Here is a 17010-nt window from a genome sequence, read left to right on the forward strand (position 1 = left end):
AATGTTCCTTTATCCTATAAGCACTTTTATTTTCTTATTTTCATAAGAATCGTGCTTATGTACTTATCAAAAACAAAACAAAAAGAAGAGATTATTAATCTCTTCTCTGTTCAGTAAGATGATACTTTTCTTAATCGCTTAGGGGATCTTCTATGAAATATCCTTCTATCTTCCTGTAAGGAAGCTGCTTGCTCTTTATTTGAACCTATTGATTCATAATATCTTTTTTTAGCTTCATTAAAAATCTCTTCTATAGCCTTAGTTATCTTATCCATTTGGCGTTCAGTAATACAATCGTCTAACTCTACCATTAAATCATTAACTTGTTTTTTTTCTTCTTCCGTTAGGATATCATTCAGTTTCATGATTTCTCTCCTCTCGTCTATCTTACCTCGACTATATTCTATGCTCTTCTGCACTATACTACGATTATTGTTATAAATATTATAACATATCGAAATCATGTTGAAAAAATAAACACTACAGATCCTGATTTATCTTTCTGTTTATTTCCTCTATTCTGCTTTCCTTCTTTGATTGAAGTGATTCTTCAACTTTAATAATTGCATTTTCACCTACATATCCACCTAAGATTGATGTTAAAATTACTCGTTCCGTTCCATTTGGATCACTGAATAAAATCGTAACAATAGCTCCAACAGCTCCAAAACAACCATCCAATAAGAAACCCGGATAGAATGTAAGTTTATTATTCCTCGGTTTTTTTATTGTCCCATACCTCTTTGCGTGAGTTAAAACTCCCATACCAAATCCAATACAACCAGCCAAAATTATTTTATTTAACATGCCTATTCACCTCTCTTGAAAAATTTGCGCAAACACAAAAAAGCCTTTGAGGCAATAGACAATAAATACATGCGTTACATGTATTATGCCTATTAGCCCAAAGGCTGCGTGTTTATTAGTTAAGACGCTAATCCTAAATAGGATTGCCAAAAAAGAAAAAAGAAAAAAAGGTTATACATTTATTATACGATTTTCTTTCTTATAACACTACACAATTTAAAAAGAGATAGTAAACCTATCCCTTTTACTAGATATAAATTTTCAAGTCTAAGAATTTTTATTATTTGATCACTTCTCACCATAAATTAAAATCCACATAATTTTTTGCTGACTTTAATGTAGAAAATATTAGTCGTACGTCTCCCGCTTCTTCTAATGGAACGTACTCTCCTCCTATAAATGGATAAAACATACCAATTATCCAACCGTCCCCATCTGGATTTTCTAGAACCAGATACTTAGGTATTTCATCACCATAATAAGTAATTGTTTTATGATAGCTAAAGAATCTATTAACGTCTTCTTCTCTCCAATCTATCATTATGTCCCCTCCTAAACTATTCTTACCCTCTTAACAAATTCTAACTTCTACCGATTCATTTTGGTTCATTTGCTGATATCTTAGTATTAATTCATCTAACTCTTTACTCTTCTTTATTGCTTCGGGAGAATTAAATCCCTCTGAGAATGCAATTTTTAACATTTCTTCTCTTACCCGCTCTATTTGATCTCTTAGTTTATACATGAGTATTCCTCCAATTTTATTGTTTTAGAATATCTTTGTATTACTTAACAAAACCATTTAAGTCAGTATCTGCATAACCAGGGATGCTCCAAATATTTAATTGTTTTTCTTTTGCTATATTTTCTGCATCCTTATAGACATCAATAAATTCATATTCATCAAATAAGTAAGCTAATTTAACATATCCCTCTTTTAATAAATATGACTGAATACTAATTTGATCTAAAAAGACATGCGCCAAAATTCTTCCGTACTTATCCTTTTCATCAGCATTAGGATCCAATTGATAGGTAATTTCCTTTCCTTCTATAAGGTTAGCCAGATATTCCTTACCTTCTTGTCCAAATGGCTCATTCTTCCCTTTTGTAATTTCAGGTCCATTTATTCCGATTAACCTCAAAGCGGTATACTTATCTGCTTCCAAAACTAAAGTGTCAGCATCTATCACTTTTTTTACTATAGCTTTGTGTTTTTCTGTTTTAATATCAGCTGCCTTTTCACTAGAACGATTGACATCATTAAAGTACTTCTTAAACGAAATCTCCTTTTCTACCTGATTATCAGTCTTGTAGTTCTCTTTAGACTGGTATGTAACTAGGCTATCTGTTGAACATCCACTTAATAAAAATAAAATAAATAAAGTGGAAATAATCTTTTTCATCTAAACCCCTCATTTCCAAAAAAGAGAGCACTCCAATATACTAAGACTTTACTTAGTAATTGGGGTGCTCCCATTTCTCAATATATTATATTCACTCTTCTAATTTCCTATATATTTATAATAAGGATAAAAATAGAAAAATTCAACCCAAAAAAAACTAAACTCTCCTTTCAGAAAAGGCAAAGCTAAATTGCTTCTATATCCTCCATGATTTTCTTAGTTTTTTCATTATTATTGATTCCACTGGCCATGGAATACCACCAAACTAAATCTTTTCTTCTTTTCTTATTATCTATTCTTGCTAACTCCATAACTAATTTAGTCACAACTTCTTTTTCTTCTTCAGTATAACTAATCATTAAATAATCCTCCTATATAGATACTTTTTTGGTATTTATATCTGCTAGTAATTCATTTTCCATTAAAGTTAATGACAAAAGTGTTAAATCATCTATTTTTTCATCATCTTTATTTCGTGTGATCCCCTTTTCTTTTAGGAATTCGATTATTCTTTTTCTCTCTCTTTCCACTCTTATATGTATTTCACGATCGTAATACATCTCAGTTCCTCCATTTCACCTGTACCAATTATTACTAATATGATTTCAAAAAAATATCAGAATTTTTAATTTTCTTCATAGTAATCATCAGAGAAATCTGGTACATCCTTTTGGTTTTCACAAATATTTTTAATCTTTTCGATATCAAATAAATAAGAAACCTCTTCGCTAATATCATAATCAAACTCATTTGCAACAAATATAGCCGCTTCTTCATTTTTATAGATCATTAAACGAAATGAACTAAACTCCGATTGTGCCTCTTCAACATATAATCCATTATGCGTGGAAAATTCATATGTTTTAAAACATGAAGTTTCAACTTTAAAGTTCACCTGTTCTACAGTATTTATTAAAGTTTCCATTCTTTTGCCTCCCTTTTTATTAAAAAAACCAATGATAAATGCCAACTGATCTCTTTTAGAAAAATGAAATCTGTCCTGAAATACTTACTTTAAATGTAACCTCACTTTTCTCCCTTGTTTCCTCATTAATTTCAAAAGGTGTTTTTTCGTAGCAACCAAAATGAGCCTTCTTATTGTTAAAACGAGAAACATAAAAATAATCCTTACCATTTTCAAATAAGTAATAACTCATTCCAGGCACTAAGTTAGCACTATCTGCTTTTCCTAAATATTTCCCCTTCATTAATTACATACCGCTCCTTTCAGTGATAAACACAAAAAAGCCTTTGGTCCTTTTATTAACCTAACAAAAATATTGTTAAGTAAAAATCAAAGGCCCAAAGGCTTCGTGTCTATTAGAATATGCTTATCATAAAGATAGCTAAAAATAAAAATTACAAAAAAATGTATATATAAATTCTAGTTGATTATTTTGAAAAAAGCAATAATTACTGATTATTTACCACTTAATTTCTTATATTGGTGGGAATTTACACAGAACTCTTTTATTATCTTTTCTAGTTGCTCCTTTGTAGGATGAACAATACTCTTAGTTGTATAAATTTTTTCAATAATTAGTCCCCCACCATACACTAGCCTCACTTCAACAGTTCCGGTTAGACTAAATCTTGTGACTTCAACTCTTAATCCATACTCATTATCCTGAAGATAGTATGTAGTTTTCTTAATTTTATATTTACCATGCGAAAATGGTATAATGGTTTCTTTTTTCTTAATATAGTAGTTTTCTTCATTCATGGGAAATCCTTTCTGTTACTTATTATAGTAATGTAGAAATTCACCTGTCTTTTAATACTTATAAATATTATTCTACTTATTTTTTTGAATATAAACTACTGTATAGTATTTCCATTGTTTTTTACCCTTATAGAAAGAGGTGAAAAAATGAATAACTTAGTAAAAACCATTGGAGAAAGAGTCCGTTATTTCAGATTATATAGAGGTTTTACACAAGAGGAACTAGCTGAAAAGGCAAATATTCACTATACATATATTGGTGGTATTGAAAGAGGAGAAAGAAATATCTCCCTGGAAACGCTTAACAAAATTACGGAAGCTCTTGAAATTTCACCTACTGATTTATTTGCACAAAACTACTTAAAAAAAGAAACTGATAAGACATTACTATTAAAGCTTCATCAGGAATTATTAAGTACAAGAAGTACAGAAGAGATAATAATTGTCCATCAATTAACCCAAAACATTTTGCAATTAATAGATAGAAAATGATATTTATAAAACATTTGTAGTTAATCCATATTTCTTTATGTAAGCAGACATAACCGTTTAAATAGATGAAATGGTTTTAAAAAGTAGTTGTCCTGTAAAAAGGATAAAACAAAAGTATAAGAGCCTCGATACATTTCAATGTCCAGCAAGGCTCTTACAGTTAATTTTATTGATTTCTATACTTTAAAAGGTATTTCAGCAGCAGATTTATATCATAAAGAGTACCAAGAATGTGGATATTTATTTAAAAGTTTAATAGTAATTTCATGAAGTATTATAACTTTGTTTTATTGGACTTAAACCTCTGCCTAGTTTCTTCGGTATATTTGTTATTATGACTTAGAATATTTCCTACTTCCCATTTTTCTATTTCGTAACCTTGTTCAATTAGTATTTTTTTTTGTTCTGCCTCTAATTTTAAATTTGCTGGCGTTAAATAAGCAAATATACTTGTTTCTAAATTAGAAGGAATCGATTTCACTTGATACCCTTCACGCCAATGGGATAGAATCATTTTCCCATAGTTATACCATGCTGATGTATATTCTGAAATTAACGAATCAAAAGTCATTACTCTTATGTCATCATTTGTCTTTTGTGCAAACATCCTTGTTCTTCTAATATCATTTTCCTTTTCAGAGTTTCTACCATATATTAATACATATTTAAACCTAATTGGTCGATCTTCTAAGGGTTTTTTTAGAGGGGCTATTCTGTTTAATATTTGTGTAGGATTTTGTTCAATATACGCTTTCCATTCGGTTATTTGATCCATTGCATTATTAAATTTGGCACTAAACTTGATTTGTTCGTTATTATTTGTAAATATTTTTTTCTTGGGGTCTTCTAATTCCACCAAGACTAAATGCCAGAAATCTGTCGATTTAGTTAGAAAAGCAAAATCTGAGATAAGTCCATCACTTATCTTAAATTTTGTTATTATACTATTAAAGTGCAAGTGATGGTTTAATAAAAAAGGGGTCGAAATAAGTTCTGTATTTTCTTCAAGAAAATTTTGTATATGATTTTCGTTTAATGAAATGTCATCTAATTTATGTTTAAAACGTTCAATCAAATCACTCAATATTTTCTCCTCTTTCCATTTTAATATATTCTAATTATACAATAACCTATATACAATATAGTAACTTCAAGAATGACTAAAATAAAGGCAAATGAAAACAAGGAGGAGCTAAATATGGATCTAGAAAAATTATTTAAAATGTGGGTAAATCATCCAAAAGAAGGCTTTGGAAGAACTAATTTAGATTTTACAGATGAATGTTGGAAAAAAGTTATAAAAGATATTCAGATTTGGGAGAGTAGTGACAATAAAGTAGCAAACGAGTTTGCAAAATATTTGAAGTATACCGGCACATTAAGAAGAGTTCACCTAAATCTTGAAAAAGTGAATTTTAATAATCATTATGTTTCATGGACAGCAGCTGAAAGACTAGAAGATATATACTGGTTTAAATCATCGATTCCTCATACAATAATTACAGCAGAAGCAACAAAAGAGAATCCAGGGATTAGTGTTAAGGGGTTTATATCAGCTATGAAATTGGAGATTCCAAATTTTGAGTTAAACTCATCGGCTATCAGAGAAGAGCATGAAGTGATTTTTCCATTACAAGAAAAAACAATATTAAGAATAGAAAAAATAAAATAGAGGTTATATTAATAAAATTGATAGGAGAAATTCATGCTATAAAAAGTCGTTTTCCTATATTATTAATGTATCGACTTTTTTATTAGCATATTAGGGCAATAGATTTATGAACCAAAACAAATTTTCATTGGATCACTCCCTATCATATCGTAATTTATCATTAGAATTACTTGTTCCACTAACCTTCTTTTAGTGGATGAAAGATTTCTAAACCACTGGTTTGATTCTTTTTAACTAACTCCCTTCATTTACGATATTTAGTATTATTTTAAAGTTTTCATAAACAAACACTTGAAATGAGGTATTTCAATATGAATAAATATAATTTAGTTTGGTTACTTTCTGAATATAGACTAGAGTTAATTACACTATATTCTAACGAAGTAGAAAATTTTATAGAATCAAAATTTGATGAATTTATACAACAAGCAGATGAAGCAACAAAGGGGCTAAGCGAAGATGAGAAACAAAATTATTATGAATATTATTATGATGACTTGGCATTAGTACGGGATGAATATCCAAGTATTCTAAGATACTCAATTATTACTGCAACATATTCTAGCCTTGAGCGAGCATTATTTAGAATACATTATCAGCAATCAAAGGATAGACATGGTTTCAAGAAATACAAAAAAAACAATTCCGATCTAGATGCCATATTAGAATATATAACAATAGAAATGGAAATAAATATCCTTCATTTAGCAGATGAATTAAATTTTATACAAAGCTTAAATAAAGTTAGAAATAATATCGTTCATAGTAATGGAAGAATATTTGATGATAATAATCCTAAGCGAATTGAAAAAATTATTAATAAAAGTTCTAACCTAGAAATAAACTCAGGACAACTTGTGGTTAAGAAAGAATATATAGATGAAATGTTATTTCACGTTAATAATTTTCTGACGTCAATTTATAAAGAATTAGAAACAAAACATCCCTTCTAAAAAATAGGAGGGTTAATTCTCACCTTTCTAGATTCATGCATTTTGGTGTAATATGAATTCACCCTACATTTTCTTCTTATTTTCCCTCCAGATAAATTTATCTAAGTAACCAAAAATATTTTTTTATAAATGTTATATTTAGTGGTAATTCTCTGAGGTTTATTTCAATTTAACATGCTCCTTTAGTGCTATAAAAAAACTGCATATGGCAGCTTTTTTAAGTCTGGGGTGATTGTATATTATGTATATGAACGTTAAAATTAAGATTAAATTCATGGAACCCCAAATGGTTTCAATTTGTTCATTTTAAATCTCAATATATCAATTACCGCTGCCTATAAATATGTTTATCCAGAAAAAGATATTAGTTATTTTCATTAACATATTCTACAAGAATTTTAGAAACCAACTCTTCCAAAGTCAAATTTCTCTCAGACGCAATTTGTTTCAAAGAATCTTTAACATGAGATGGTATCTCTATAGATAACACGTCATATTCAGAATCTATAAAAATCCCTTTAATCGTTGAGATTATGGAACCTTCCACCATATATTCCTTAATAATTTTTATCGTATCTTCATCTAAAGTATCGTAAGGGAAACAATATGGTTTAATTTCTAACTCTATCTTTTCTTTATTTATGTTCATCTTCATATTTGTTGGAGTGATATATTCATAACATTTATCTAAGAAAGAGTATATATTAGATTCAACATTATTTTCGTAAGGGAACTCAAATTTAGCAAATTTCCTTTTGGAAATTATCGAACCTCTTTCAATTAAATAAACCGGTTTAAAACCATATTGCTCAATTTTCGTATATGGAATCTTATTTCCACTAGCAGTTAGTAAAAAGTAATCTTCATCTTCCCCAACCATCAATCTGCCATGTTCTTCACTTCTTTCATGAATAAACAATTGAAACCAACCTTGTTTATTTGGTTTGGAATAAAACTCTTTGTTATTTCTACTTCTAACATTTTTATAATTTTTTTGAAAACGTTCAAGCTCCGTTTGTTTAATAAAATATAATTCCCTACCTCTATAAACTTTTTTCTCTGCAGTAAGTTTACCATCCTTTATATAGTTAAATACCGTTACAGTAGATACACCTAATTGTGTAGCAACTTCACCGGTGCTAAGTCCTGGCTTTTTTAATTTGTCTTTTACCTCTTCTACATCATCAATATAAAAGTACTTCGTATTGTCAATTTGCCAACTTTTTTCATTCACTGCAGTTAATATGCCTTGTCTGGAATATGATAAAACTGTGTTCTCAGCAACACCTAATAATTCCGCAGCCTGTTTTGTAGTAATTTGCTTTTTCTTATCTTCTTGGCACATTTTATTCTCCCCAACTAATCATTATTAAAATAGTGTATACATATCATTTAATATTAACACAATATTATAATCTATTTATATGTTACCATTTACTATAGTCAATATTCAATTGGGGAATAATTCTAATTTATGTATTAATTCTCACTTTGTTTACAATACTCACTAGCATTCTCTAAAAAATCTGTAATACATTCTTCTACCTTTTTTCTTGTTGGTTTTTCTAATGTAATACTTTTAATAGTTTTATCAATAACTACCCCTCCTCCCCCTATCAATAATTTAATCTCCACTGTATCTTTTTCTCGACTCAAACTTCCTCTTTTATCTACAAATCTACTAACTTGCACTCTAAGACCATATTTGGATTTTTGTAAGAAATAAGTTTTCACTTGCACTTCATATTTACTTACAAAAAAAGTACTTTCATCTAATGCTCGGTATAAACTTTCGCTAATCAAAAAATCCACCTCTTCCTTTTATCATTAAACAGATTATAATATATATCTTAATATTAAACAAAGGTTTAATGTATATTTTATATAAAGAATATGATACCTACTATTTTATATTAAAACGTATTTTAAGTATTATCTTTATTTATATGTATATATAGTAGACAAATAAATGATTTTTCTACTAATATAGGAGTAGATATTAAATGTATTTAAATTTACTTAATAATGAATTACCTACAACCAGATAATTACTATACTTTTAAAAAATGACAAAAGGGGTGTGAAAATGCTAGAAAAGGAAATTTCTTTCCATTCGAATAAAAATTCGTTAGAATTTACAGGAAGTCAGTCATCCATCGCATCGTTTTCAAAAACACTAAAAGATCCATCAGTATTTCAAAATTTACCTGACGAGTTAATCATTATGGAGGATGTATCTAAAAATAAGGAAATAAATGACTTGGAAATGATGTATTTATTTTTACACCAAAAGAAAGATATGGATATACGAAAGAATAAAATGGAGAACACCATCGAAGAGTACAGCAGAGATTTACTTATCATGTATAAACAGATAATAGAAAATGCTTTTTCCATTGGATTAGATTTAAACGCACAGCAAAATCCTTATCAGATATTCAAACTACTCAATCATGTACATATTAGAAAATTTCAAGAGTGGTTAGCTGCAGCTCCGTTAGGGAAGGGGAAGAAGCCATACGCAGTTTCTACACTGAGTCGTAAAATGGTAGTTCTTAAAGGATTTCTTTCTTTTTTGTATAAAACAAAGTATATAGAAGTTCCGCTGCATGAAAAAATGTTGAGTAGTAATGTGCGGGATATTGATCGGCCAGATAGGGATTTAGGAAAAAATGAGGTAGTGCAGATATTGGACTATTATAAAGACCATCCCATTGTTCATTGTTTACTAGCAACCTTAATTACAACAGGGCTTAGAATAAACGAATTATGTCATAGTAAAATATCGGATATTTCTTATGTGGATGGAGATTACTGGTTATATGTATTAGGAAAAGGGAGACATGAAAGAGAGGTACTCTTACATCCATATATAATAGAAGAAATACGGAAATTTCGACGAACAAGACGGTTAGATTTTATATTAGATGGTAGTGATAATTCGTATATTTTTATGACGAACAAAGGGAAACCATACAATTATAAGTATTTATCTAATTATTTAACAAAAAAAATTAATGAAGCGGATTTACCTTTCATCAAAACAAGGAAAAATCCAATTACACCACATACACTAAGACATGCTTTTGCACAAATTAGTTCTGATCAAGGGGCGAGTTTGGATCAAATTAAAATTGCATTGGGGCACAAATCGATTCAAACAACATCTATTTATCTGCAGAAGAAATCAAGAAGAGAAAACAATGCGGGGCATGCTTGGAAAAATTCAAGAATAATTAACTCATTGTAACTAAATTAATTATTTTTACATTAGCTCTGGTAAACTTAAATGTTGAAAATATAAAAAAGGGAAGCCTATTCAGAAAGGTTTCCTTTTTTATATTTTCAAACTTACTCTAAAAAAAAGTTTCTATATAATGCTTTGATTAGATAACCCACTGTTCCAATTTTTTGACTCCGTAATTATAATAAAGTTCCTCAATCTCAATTGAAAAAATTTTCATGCCAAACCCCTTTCGGTCTCTTGGCCAGTTTTGTTAAACCATATTGCTCGAAGTCAAAGAAGATGGCTCACATTTCTTGTGATTGTCTTTTAAAAGCAACAGCTTCTAAATCCAAGTGTAATCTATCATAAGTAACTATCATGAGATTCTAGTAGGGAGTATCCCTTTATCATGCCAAATGTAATCCATGTTGCCTTTTAGACTGTACTAGTGGTATTGGTAAAATTTTTCTGCAAAACTTGCAACGATAACGTTAACGCCCATTATATTTACCTAATCGAACTACATGATTTCATTAAAAGAAGGGCCTTTTCAAAATCTTCTTACATACAGTTCATTAAAAATATCCTTATATTTTTCAAACGTTTGATTTCCCAATCTCTTTTCGAATAAGTTATATACAGATTCCTTGAATCCTTCTCTCTTCATTAAAGTTTCTATTTCTTCTTCTTTTAAATATAGAAGTAAATCTATATCAGTTAATTTAGGATTTTCCATATTAAACACTAAATCGAAATATTCTGAGTAGCCATCAAAGGAATGCACATACTCTTCAACTTCTTCTTTTTTAAGGCAATCATTTCTATATAAATCTGTTAATATATTTAGGTTTCTTTCTACAGGATCTGGATGTAACTTTATATTCTTATCTTGAGTACGAATTTTTTCTACTGTATCTTCTATTATAATTTTATTAATATCTTTGTCTGCAATAACAACATTGTTAATCAAAATGACATAGTAAAAATATAATTCATTAAAATCTAACGAACTTTGCTTAGTCTTTATTTCTTCTAATAAACTTTTTATTACTTCTATTATTAATAGTTTATGATCCTCATTTAAAGCATTAACTATCGGAACCAGTAGTTTTCCTAAAATTTCATATAAAAAATTATAATGGTTTTCTTTATAGGATTTCTTTACTAAATCTATAATATTAGATATTACATCTCTTTTTATAGGATATTCATTATAATCGGTATATATATTAGTCAAATTTCTATAAAATCCATTTCTATCAAATTCAACTATTCTCTTATTCTGTAAGTATGTTTTTAAATATTTCTCCAAATAATCTGATACAGTCTTTTGGAACAATACTTTTTTATTTGCTACCGAAACTATAAATTTATTTAGATATTTAAATTCATTTAGATAAATTTTTTCATTTATAAGTAACACTAATTTATTTGCGATATCATTTGCCTTTTGAATACTTAGGTTCGATTTCGAAATTAATGTTAATAAATTAAAAAGATATACCTCGCTTTTTTCTTTGTTTTTATTGTTTAATATATTTTCAATTACTGTATCTAAAACTTTCATAATATACTCAAAAGCTTTAATATTAAAGTTTATTTCTTTAATATTATAGTCTATCAAAATATTTTCTAAATCACTTGTCTTTAATTTTGTTACTATTATATACACTTCAAAAAGATCCAATTCTTCTATTTTATTTGCAGAAATTCCGCTGAAGAAACCTTTCGTGTTAGGGTTATTTTGAGTGCTATAACTCGCAAAAACACCTTCTATAAAACTTAAATATAAATATTTGATCTCTGTATATTTATTTATGCATAAATAGTTAGACTCTATAAACATCCAAATATTACTTATTATATGGAAATTTTTATCTATCGAACTATTAAAAGAAAAACCGCCTTTCTCAACAGTACGTTTAGTCTTCTTTAACGTATCTACTTCTTTATTTAACTTATTTTGTACTTTATATATTAAATTAAAGTCTTGGATTTCCTTCAAAAATTCTATACTCTTTCTTTCTTTGTATGGAAGATTGTTGTAAATATCTTCGAGGTCTATTTCTTTAATTTCTATTTCTAAATCATCATTTACTTTATGTGAATTAACTAAAAAATGTCCTACATGTTTTCTATTAAATTCAGAAATAAAATAAATTAAATATTCCTTGTCTTTAAAAGTCTTCAATGAAATAGTCTTATAATATTTATACGCATCAAGAAAATGATCATGTTCATAATATGTATATGCTTGATTTAACATAAGAAAATAATCTTCTCCCTCGATAAGACTCGTAAAACTATTTATATCTATAGGACTTATTAAACTATCTTTCTCTATAATTTTAATCATCAAATCATCTAAAAACTTATCTTCACTCTCAATACTAAATAATATCTTTTTTTCTATAGAAACTCCCTGAATATTTGCCTTTTCGAATATTTTTATAATTTTATCAAACATCCAGTTATCTTTATATTGGTCAGCATTTGAAAATATCTTTAATAAGGAATTTTCACCATTTATAATTGTTAAAGTTCTATCACCAAATAAATCATAACCCACTGACTTTAACCCTAAACTTTTCACAATTTGATCTGGCATAATAAAATTCAAATTCTCAAAACAACTGAGTTTTTCATAAATACCTTCTAAGTCACTCATCTTCATTGATTTATCAAACGAATTAAAATAAGTTAATATATCAAATAATCTATTTCCTCTCCAATTAGATTTATCAAACACATTATTATTTGGCAAATTATTGACTTCATCATCATACAAAATATTAATACCACGATTTTTATAGTATGCATGCTCTATACGGGAATATCTTTTACTACTTTCAATTAGATATGCTGGTTGGAAATGATTTCTCAGTATATTTTTAACCCATTGAAAAATCAAATTAAAGTTTGAATCATTCACTGAATATCCTATAAAGAGAACAGTATTTGTAGCTATTAAAGATTTAATATAACTTTCTATTAATGTAAAATTTGATGAATAATTTAAGTAGTCATCTTCCTTTAAAACAATATTTCGATTTTCAAAATCACCATGCATTTTAATAATAGTTTTATTAAAATTGTCATACGGGAGGTCTAAATCATGTTTTACAGTATGAAAAAATTGGCCTTCTTCTATTGCAGCTTCTTCTAGCAAAGTATCGTAATTGGTAGTAATAATATGAGTAGGCTTAAGCTTAAATATCTCCTTATGTATTGGATTTGATTTATATTTCTTTTTTCGAAAAATTTGATTTAATTTTTCGAAATACTCTTTTTCTCCCCTTTCATTAAAATAGTATTGAGGGATCTTCATATATAAATCCGGTGATTTATCCACCTCAAAATCCCCTAAATCTTTTGCAAATTCTTTAATTAATTCATTCCAAGTTGGCATTCCTGAATTCGCCGAAACTCCTGCTCCTACGAAAATTACTAATTTATTATTTTCACTCGCTTCTTTAATTTTTTTTATACTAGTGTCTAAAAAATAGTCAGCCATATATTTTTACTCCTTTAATTAAAGTTAGATTCTAACCGTATTTTCCATTCATAATTACTTTGCTTTACATGTTTTAACCTTTTAAAATTTAGTCTTGATAAGTCTTTAGTATATTCAAACTACTACTATTATAAATAAGATCCCTAATAGTTTTTAAAATAAGATGCTCTGTTTCATTATTATCTATACTTAAAATCAATGTGGATAAACTCTTGTCGCAGGTGTTGCAATTTCTATTACATAGAATTCTTTATTGCTTATCCTATTTTATATATAAAACTATACAGCACGATTTTCTTGTTCCATCTAATAACAATGAAAACTTTCTACCTAATGGCAAATAAACTATTTTCATTGCAAGATGATAATTACAGGCATCTTTAGATAACAATTGAATCATCTTTATAAAACTTTCTAACCCTTGGCTCTTAATATCCTTAGCAATCTGTAATGTGTTAAATTCAATCGGTCGAATCATACCACCATAAACCGATTCATCCACCCACGATTTATTGCTTCTTATTTAGAACGCCACCACCTTGAACTTAAATTTAGATATAAATATCACCCTAATTCACTTCTTGTATATCGCAAGACTCTTTCTGTACTATTGTATCATTGCCAAAGTCAAATTGTGTAACCTACACAGGCTGATTGGTATCCTGCTTTAAATGTTCGGCAGGATTGTCATTTAAAATAATTTCAGATCCGCCTTGATGTTGTGAATTTCTATATTTACGGTTACTTGGTGTAAAAATTCTTTTCTTAATTTGTGAAGCATGTTCAAGAGTATCTAATTTTCTTACCAAGTAACTAAGTATTTTTGGTTGTCCGTTTTCGTTTTCTACATATATGTTATAATCGTCTTTTGATAAAAAGAGCTTGTTTTTTTATCTTCATATTGTATGAAATGATATTATAATTCTCGAATTGATAATTATAATCGCCCTCATCACGAACATCAAAGAAAAACATTTTAGTATTTGTAACAAAAAAATAACTAATCCAACTATTCCTATTAATGTTAGGAGTGCCCCTACATCATCCTATGTCCATTTCCAATTTTCTTTTTTCTCTGTAATATCCATAATAACTTCCCCTTTTACTAACCTATCATTTCTATCAATGATTTAATCCAACCAAGTATCTTCAGAATGGCACCCAATACATCAATATAGAACAACATACCTGATCTCCTTCTCTATTTATTTGATCTTGTTGATCAATTGCACCTTTTTTATATTTTGTTCCATAGCTAAATGATGTTTCTCCAATAAATCTTTCATCTTTTCATCTTGATAGATTTTTACTTTTTGACTAGCCTGCTTTTCAATTCCATTAGCATATTCAGAAATTTCCTTAATAAAACCTATAACTCTCTCTATCTCTTTTTTTAAATCCTGCTCAGAAAGTTTTTTAGAGAGGTCTTCCAATGACGAAATCGAATAAATAATTTCTTCATTAAAATGAATCACAAAATATTCTTCTTTAATTTTTGATAAAGGAATCAAAATTTCATTTCTGAATAAGTAATAATTGCTATTGTCCAGCTTGAAAGCAAATCTCCTTTTATTTACTTCGTAATAACGGTTACTTACCCTCAGATTTTCTTTTCTCATGGACCAAATCAGATTCCATTTCGGATTCAGAGGGACATATTCATTAATAGGAAAAGAAAACTCAATAACTTTCCCTATGCTCTTCCCATAAGGAATATCAATTTCATTTATAAAACTTACCTTTTTATGATTTTTTAATTGGTCCAAATATTTACGAGAATAATGAATCTTAAATAATAATGAACCAATAAGAAAAACCAACAGTATTTTTTCTATCCATAATATTATTTGCATGTTATTACCTTCTCCCTTTTATAATGGTCATTTTAAGCTTCTTCCGATCTTTTAAACCATTGCTTAACATTATCGCTATTGAAATACATAAAGCACCTATAAAGACGATATGCAGCAGGATCTTTAAATCATCTAGTGATAAAAAGGGGGATTCGTTTTTGCTACTTGCCTTTTTCTCATCATCAAAGTTAAGCTTCCACATTCCTCCCTCATATAAAGCTTTAATTTCAACCTCAGTTGTTTTCTCTATATAATCCTCAAAAAATCCAGGATATAGATGAGTTAGATTAACTGTGAAAGAATACATTTGATCATTTTCTTTTTTCTCTTTAAGTATATCTATTGATGATAACGGGTTTTCGTTTTCACTAAATGCTTCAATCATTTCAGTTTTAATTTCTTCATCTGTCTTCCCCTTTGTAAAGCTTTGATTTTTAGAGACCAAAGTGCTTGCAGCCCCATAGTTTGCATTTATTACTTCTTTATAATATTTAGTAACTACTTCCCTTGGGGTTAAATCATGTTCATCGATCACTTGGTTAACAGCATCATCTACTAGATCAAAAGTTAAATACCATTGATTTTCAAACTTAATAGCGACGATTCTTTCTTGATAGGTATATTTTTTGGAGTCAGTTAACGAAGCAGTAAACAAAATACTTCTTCCATCGATTTCCTTAGCATCTTCTATGCTAAAAGTAGCAACAGAATTACCTTTGCTAGTATAAAATTGGGATATTTGTTTTATTACTTGTTGAATATCAGAGGTATTTCTCTTATCTTCAGGCACTAATTGACTTTCAATTTCCGGTTTAGATAGTAACAGCTCTTTAATTGCTGTTCCATAATTCCCTTGTCTTATTAATTCATAATAACTATTTACCTTTTTGCTCGCCTCTTCCTTTTCTTCTTCAGTAATCGGTTCAGTATCCTCAACAGGTTTTACATCTTTCAATTCTTCAACTTTAACTGGTTCGCCTGTTTCAGCAGAAACGTATATCGGATCTCCTTCATTGGTCACAGAATCTAAAATCAAATACACACCAGCAGTGGTTAATAATGTTTTGCTAAAATTATTCCCCTTATAATAAGCTTGTCCTTTATATTTATTTTTTCCTTTAGTTGCATTTGCTGCAGCATTTTTACTTTTAATATTACTAGGACTAGTTTTTGCATTGGTTTTTGTATTATTTTTTGATTTCACTGAGCTAACCTTACCGCTATTAATAGAAGAACTTTTCACACTAGAACCTCCGGTTTTCCCTAAAGATACCTTTGCAGAGGCTGTACTATATGCTGTGAAAAATAATAAAATAATACTGAGGGTCATTATTGCTATTTTTTGTTTCATTACATTTTCCTCC

At 28.4% G+C, this 17010-nt stretch carries 23 protein-coding genes; 5 read left to right on the forward strand and 18 right to left on the reverse strand.

The window, feature by feature from the left end:
- Positions 1–110 precede the first annotated feature (110 nt).
- The 10 genes from NX902_RS25065 to NX902_RS25110 form a co-directional block, all read right to left on the reverse strand.
- Positions 111–365 (reverse strand): hypothetical protein, encoded by a 255-nt coding sequence (locus tag NX902_RS25065; RefSeq protein ID WP_016204214.1) that lies wholly within the window; start codon positions 363–365, stop codon positions 111–113.
- A 115-nt stretch (positions 366–480) separates the two neighbouring features.
- Positions 481–807: a DUF4257 domain-containing protein gene (locus NX902_RS25070; protein ID WP_016204213.1), complete on the reverse strand. Its 327-nt coding sequence runs from the start codon at positions 805–807 to the stop codon at positions 481–483.
- A 295-nt stretch (positions 808–1102) separates the two neighbouring features.
- Positions 1103–1348: a hypothetical protein gene (locus NX902_RS25075; protein ID WP_328283185.1), complete on the reverse strand. Its 246-nt coding sequence runs from the start codon at positions 1346–1348 to the stop codon at positions 1103–1105.
- Between the two features lie 30 nt (positions 1349–1378).
- On the reverse strand, positions 1379–1552 hold the full coding sequence (locus NX902_RS25080) for an aspartyl-phosphate phosphatase Spo0E family protein (RefSeq protein ID WP_016204211.1): 174 nt from the start codon (positions 1550–1552) through the stop codon (positions 1379–1381).
- 40 nt (positions 1553–1592) lie between these two features.
- Complete coding sequence (locus NX902_RS25085) at positions 1593–2213, reverse strand: thermonuclease family protein (RefSeq protein ID WP_144545656.1); 621 nt, start codon at positions 2211–2213, stop codon at positions 1593–1595.
- 185 nt (positions 2214–2398) lie between these two features.
- On the reverse strand, positions 2399–2572 hold the full coding sequence (locus NX902_RS25090) for a hypothetical protein (protein WP_186325669.1): 174 nt from the start codon (positions 2570–2572) through the stop codon (positions 2399–2401).
- Between the two features lie 12 nt (positions 2573–2584).
- A complete protein-coding gene (locus NX902_RS25095; RefSeq protein WP_047944802.1) occupies positions 2585–2773 on the reverse strand; it encodes a hypothetical protein in 189 nt (62 codons plus the stop codon).
- A gap of 65 nt (positions 2774–2838) precedes the next feature.
- A complete protein-coding gene (locus tag NX902_RS25100) occupies positions 2839–3138 on the reverse strand; it encodes a hypothetical protein (RefSeq protein WP_047944801.1) in 300 nt (99 codons plus the stop codon).
- A gap of 55 nt (positions 3139–3193) precedes the next feature.
- Positions 3194–3421, reverse strand: a complete 228-nt coding sequence (locus tag NX902_RS25105; RefSeq protein ID WP_341123879.1) for a hypothetical protein — start codon at positions 3419–3421, stop codon at positions 3194–3196.
- Positions 3422–3633: 212 nt separating this feature from the next.
- Positions 3634–3936 (reverse strand): hypothetical protein, encoded by a 303-nt coding sequence (locus NX902_RS25110; RefSeq protein ID WP_016204207.1) that lies wholly within the window; start codon positions 3934–3936, stop codon positions 3634–3636.
- 147 nt (positions 3937–4083) lie between these two features.
- Between NX902_RS25110 and NX902_RS25115 the strand changes: the two genes are divergently transcribed.
- Both NX902_RS25115 and NX902_RS25120 read left to right on the forward strand, forming a co-directional pair.
- The gene (locus NX902_RS25115) at positions 4084–4428 is read left to right on the forward strand and encodes a helix-turn-helix domain-containing protein (protein WP_171510432.1); all 345 of its coding nucleotides are present in this window, start codon (positions 4084–4086) and stop codon (positions 4426–4428) included.
- A 138-nt stretch (positions 4429–4566) separates the two neighbouring features.
- Positions 4567–4698, forward strand: coding sequence for a hypothetical protein (locus tag NX902_RS25120; protein ID WP_341161092.1), 132 nt, complete (start codon positions 4567–4569; stop codon positions 4696–4698).
- Positions 4699–4702: 4 nt separating this feature from the next.
- Here NX902_RS25120 and NX902_RS25125 read toward each other — a convergent pair whose 3' ends face one another.
- On the reverse strand, positions 4703–5512 hold the full coding sequence (locus NX902_RS25125) for a Shedu immune nuclease family protein (RefSeq protein ID WP_341123878.1): 810 nt from the start codon (positions 5510–5512) through the stop codon (positions 4703–4705).
- Positions 5513–5626: 114 nt separating this feature from the next.
- Between NX902_RS25125 and NX902_RS25130 the strand changes: the two genes are divergently transcribed.
- Positions 5627–6100: a hypothetical protein gene (locus tag NX902_RS25130; protein ID WP_341153315.1), complete on the forward strand. Its 474-nt coding sequence runs from the start codon at positions 5627–5629 to the stop codon at positions 6098–6100.
- A 311-nt stretch (positions 6101–6411) separates the two neighbouring features.
- Positions 6412–7053: a hypothetical protein gene (locus tag NX902_RS25135; RefSeq protein ID WP_341123876.1), complete on the forward strand. Its 642-nt coding sequence runs from the start codon at positions 6412–6414 to the stop codon at positions 7051–7053.
- A 364-nt stretch (positions 7054–7417) separates the two neighbouring features.
- On the opposite strand, the gene NX902_RS25140 is transcribed toward NX902_RS25135, so the two are convergent.
- Both NX902_RS25140 and NX902_RS25145 read right to left on the reverse strand, forming a co-directional pair.
- Complete coding sequence (locus tag NX902_RS25140) at positions 7418–8398, reverse strand: helix-turn-helix domain-containing protein (protein WP_341123875.1); 981 nt, start codon at positions 8396–8398, stop codon at positions 7418–7420.
- Between the two features lie 134 nt (positions 8399–8532).
- On the reverse strand, positions 8533–8856 hold the full coding sequence (locus tag NX902_RS25145) for a hypothetical protein (protein WP_341123874.1): 324 nt from the start codon (positions 8854–8856) through the stop codon (positions 8533–8535).
- A 283-nt stretch (positions 8857–9139) separates the two neighbouring features.
- Here NX902_RS25145 and NX902_RS25150 point away from each other — a divergent pair, with 283 nt between their 5' ends.
- Positions 9140–10303 carry a tyrosine-type recombinase/integrase gene (locus NX902_RS25150; protein WP_341123873.1) on the forward strand — a complete coding sequence of 388 codons (1164 nt, stop codon included), beginning with the start codon at positions 9140–9142 and terminating at the stop codon, positions 10301–10303.
- A 526-nt stretch (positions 10304–10829) separates the two neighbouring features.
- Here the strand turns inward: NX902_RS25150 and NX902_RS25155 are convergent.
- The 5 genes from NX902_RS25155 to NX902_RS25175 all read right to left on the reverse strand — a co-directional run bounded on the left by NX902_RS25155 (position 10830) and on the right by NX902_RS25175 (position 16997).
- Positions 10830–13793 (reverse strand): SIR2 family protein, encoded by a 2964-nt coding sequence (locus NX902_RS25155; protein ID WP_341123872.1) that lies wholly within the window; start codon positions 13791–13793, stop codon positions 10830–10832.
- 262 nt (positions 13794–14055) lie between these two features.
- A complete protein-coding gene (locus NX902_RS25160) occupies positions 14056–14295 on the reverse strand; it encodes a hypothetical protein (protein ID WP_341123871.1) in 240 nt (79 codons plus the stop codon).
- 139 nt (positions 14296–14434) lie between these two features.
- Entirely contained in the window at positions 14435–14602 is a 168-nt protein-coding gene (locus tag NX902_RS25165; RefSeq protein ID WP_341123870.1) for a hypothetical protein, read from the reverse strand.
- Between the two features lie 396 nt (positions 14603–14998).
- Positions 14999–15646: a hypothetical protein gene (locus NX902_RS25170; RefSeq protein WP_341123869.1), complete on the reverse strand. Its 648-nt coding sequence runs from the start codon at positions 15644–15646 to the stop codon at positions 14999–15001.
- A gap of 4 nt (positions 15647–15650) precedes the next feature.
- Entirely contained in the window at positions 15651–16997 is a 1347-nt protein-coding gene (locus tag NX902_RS25175; RefSeq protein ID WP_341123867.1) for a hypothetical protein, read from the reverse strand.
- Positions 16998–17010 lie beyond the last annotated feature (13 nt).

It is taken from the genome of Niallia sp. FSL W8-0954 (assembly GCF_038005605.1).
GTDB classification, from domain to species: domain Bacteria; phylum Bacillota; class Bacilli; order Bacillales; family Cytobacillaceae; genus Niallia; species Niallia circulans_A.

Bases quoted from the DNA above. Each gene is read 5' to 3' on its own strand.
- NX902_RS25100 (WP_047944801.1), bottom strand. From the start codon at position 3,138: ATGGAAACTTTAATAAATACTGTAGAACAGGTGAACTTTAAAGTTGAA.
- NX902_RS25130 (WP_341153315.1), top strand. From the start codon at position 5,627: ATGGATCTAGAAAAATTATTTAAAATGTGGGTAAATCATCCAAAAGAA.
- NX902_RS25175 (WP_341123867.1), bottom strand. From the start codon at position 16,997: ATGAAACAAAAAATAGCAATAATGACCCTCAGTATTATTTTATTATTT.
- NX902_RS25140 (WP_341123875.1), bottom strand. From the start codon at position 8,398: ATGTGCCAAGAAGATAAGAAAAAGCAAATTACTACAAAACAGGCTGCG.
- NX902_RS25065 (WP_016204214.1), bottom strand. From the start codon at position 365: ATGAAACTGAATGATATCCTAACGGAAGAAGAAAAAAAACAAGTTAAT.
- NX902_RS25070 (WP_016204213.1), bottom strand. From the start codon at position 807: ATGTTAAATAAAATAATTTTGGCTGGTTGTATTGGATTTGGTATGGGA.
- NX902_RS25110 (WP_016204207.1), bottom strand. From the start codon at position 3,936: ATGAATGAAGAAAACTACTATATTAAGAAAAAAGAAACCATTATACCA.
- NX902_RS25080 (WP_016204211.1), bottom strand. From the start codon at position 1,552: ATGTATAAACTAAGAGATCAAATAGAGCGGGTAAGAGAAGAAATGTTA.
- NX902_RS25095 (WP_047944802.1), bottom strand. From the start codon at position 2,773: ATGTATTACGATCGTGAAATACATATAAGAGTGGAAAGAGAGAGAAAA.
- NX902_RS25090 (WP_186325669.1), bottom strand. From the start codon at position 2,572: ATGATTAGTTATACTGAAGAAGAAAAAGAAGTTGTGACTAAATTAGTT.
- NX902_RS25075 (WP_328283185.1), bottom strand. From the start codon at position 1,348: ATGATAGATTGGAGAGAAGAAGACGTTAATAGATTCTTTAGCTATCAT.
- NX902_RS25115 (WP_171510432.1), top strand. From the start codon at position 4,084: ATGAATAACTTAGTAAAAACCATTGGAGAAAGAGTCCGTTATTTCAGA.
- NX902_RS25085 (WP_144545656.1), bottom strand. From the start codon at position 2,213: ATGAAAAAGATTATTTCCACTTTATTTATTTTATTTTTATTAAGTGGA.
- NX902_RS25120 (WP_341161092.1), top strand. From the start codon at position 4,567: ATGTCCAGCAAGGCTCTTACAGTTAATTTTATTGATTTCTATACTTTA.
- NX902_RS25135 (WP_341123876.1), top strand. From the start codon at position 6,412: ATGAATAAATATAATTTAGTTTGGTTACTTTCTGAATATAGACTAGAG.
- NX902_RS25105 (WP_341123879.1), bottom strand. From the start codon at position 3,421: ATGAAGGGGAAATATTTAGGAAAAGCAGATAGTGCTAACTTAGTGCCT.
- NX902_RS25170 (WP_341123869.1), bottom strand. From the start codon at position 15,646: ATGCAAATAATATTATGGATAGAAAAAATACTGTTGGTTTTTCTTATT.
- NX902_RS25155 (WP_341123872.1), bottom strand. From the start codon at position 13,793: ATGGCTGACTATTTTTTAGACACTAGTATAAAAAAAATTAAAGAAGCG.
- NX902_RS25150 (WP_341123873.1), top strand. From the start codon at position 9,140: ATGCTAGAAAAGGAAATTTCTTTCCATTCGAATAAAAATTCGTTAGAA.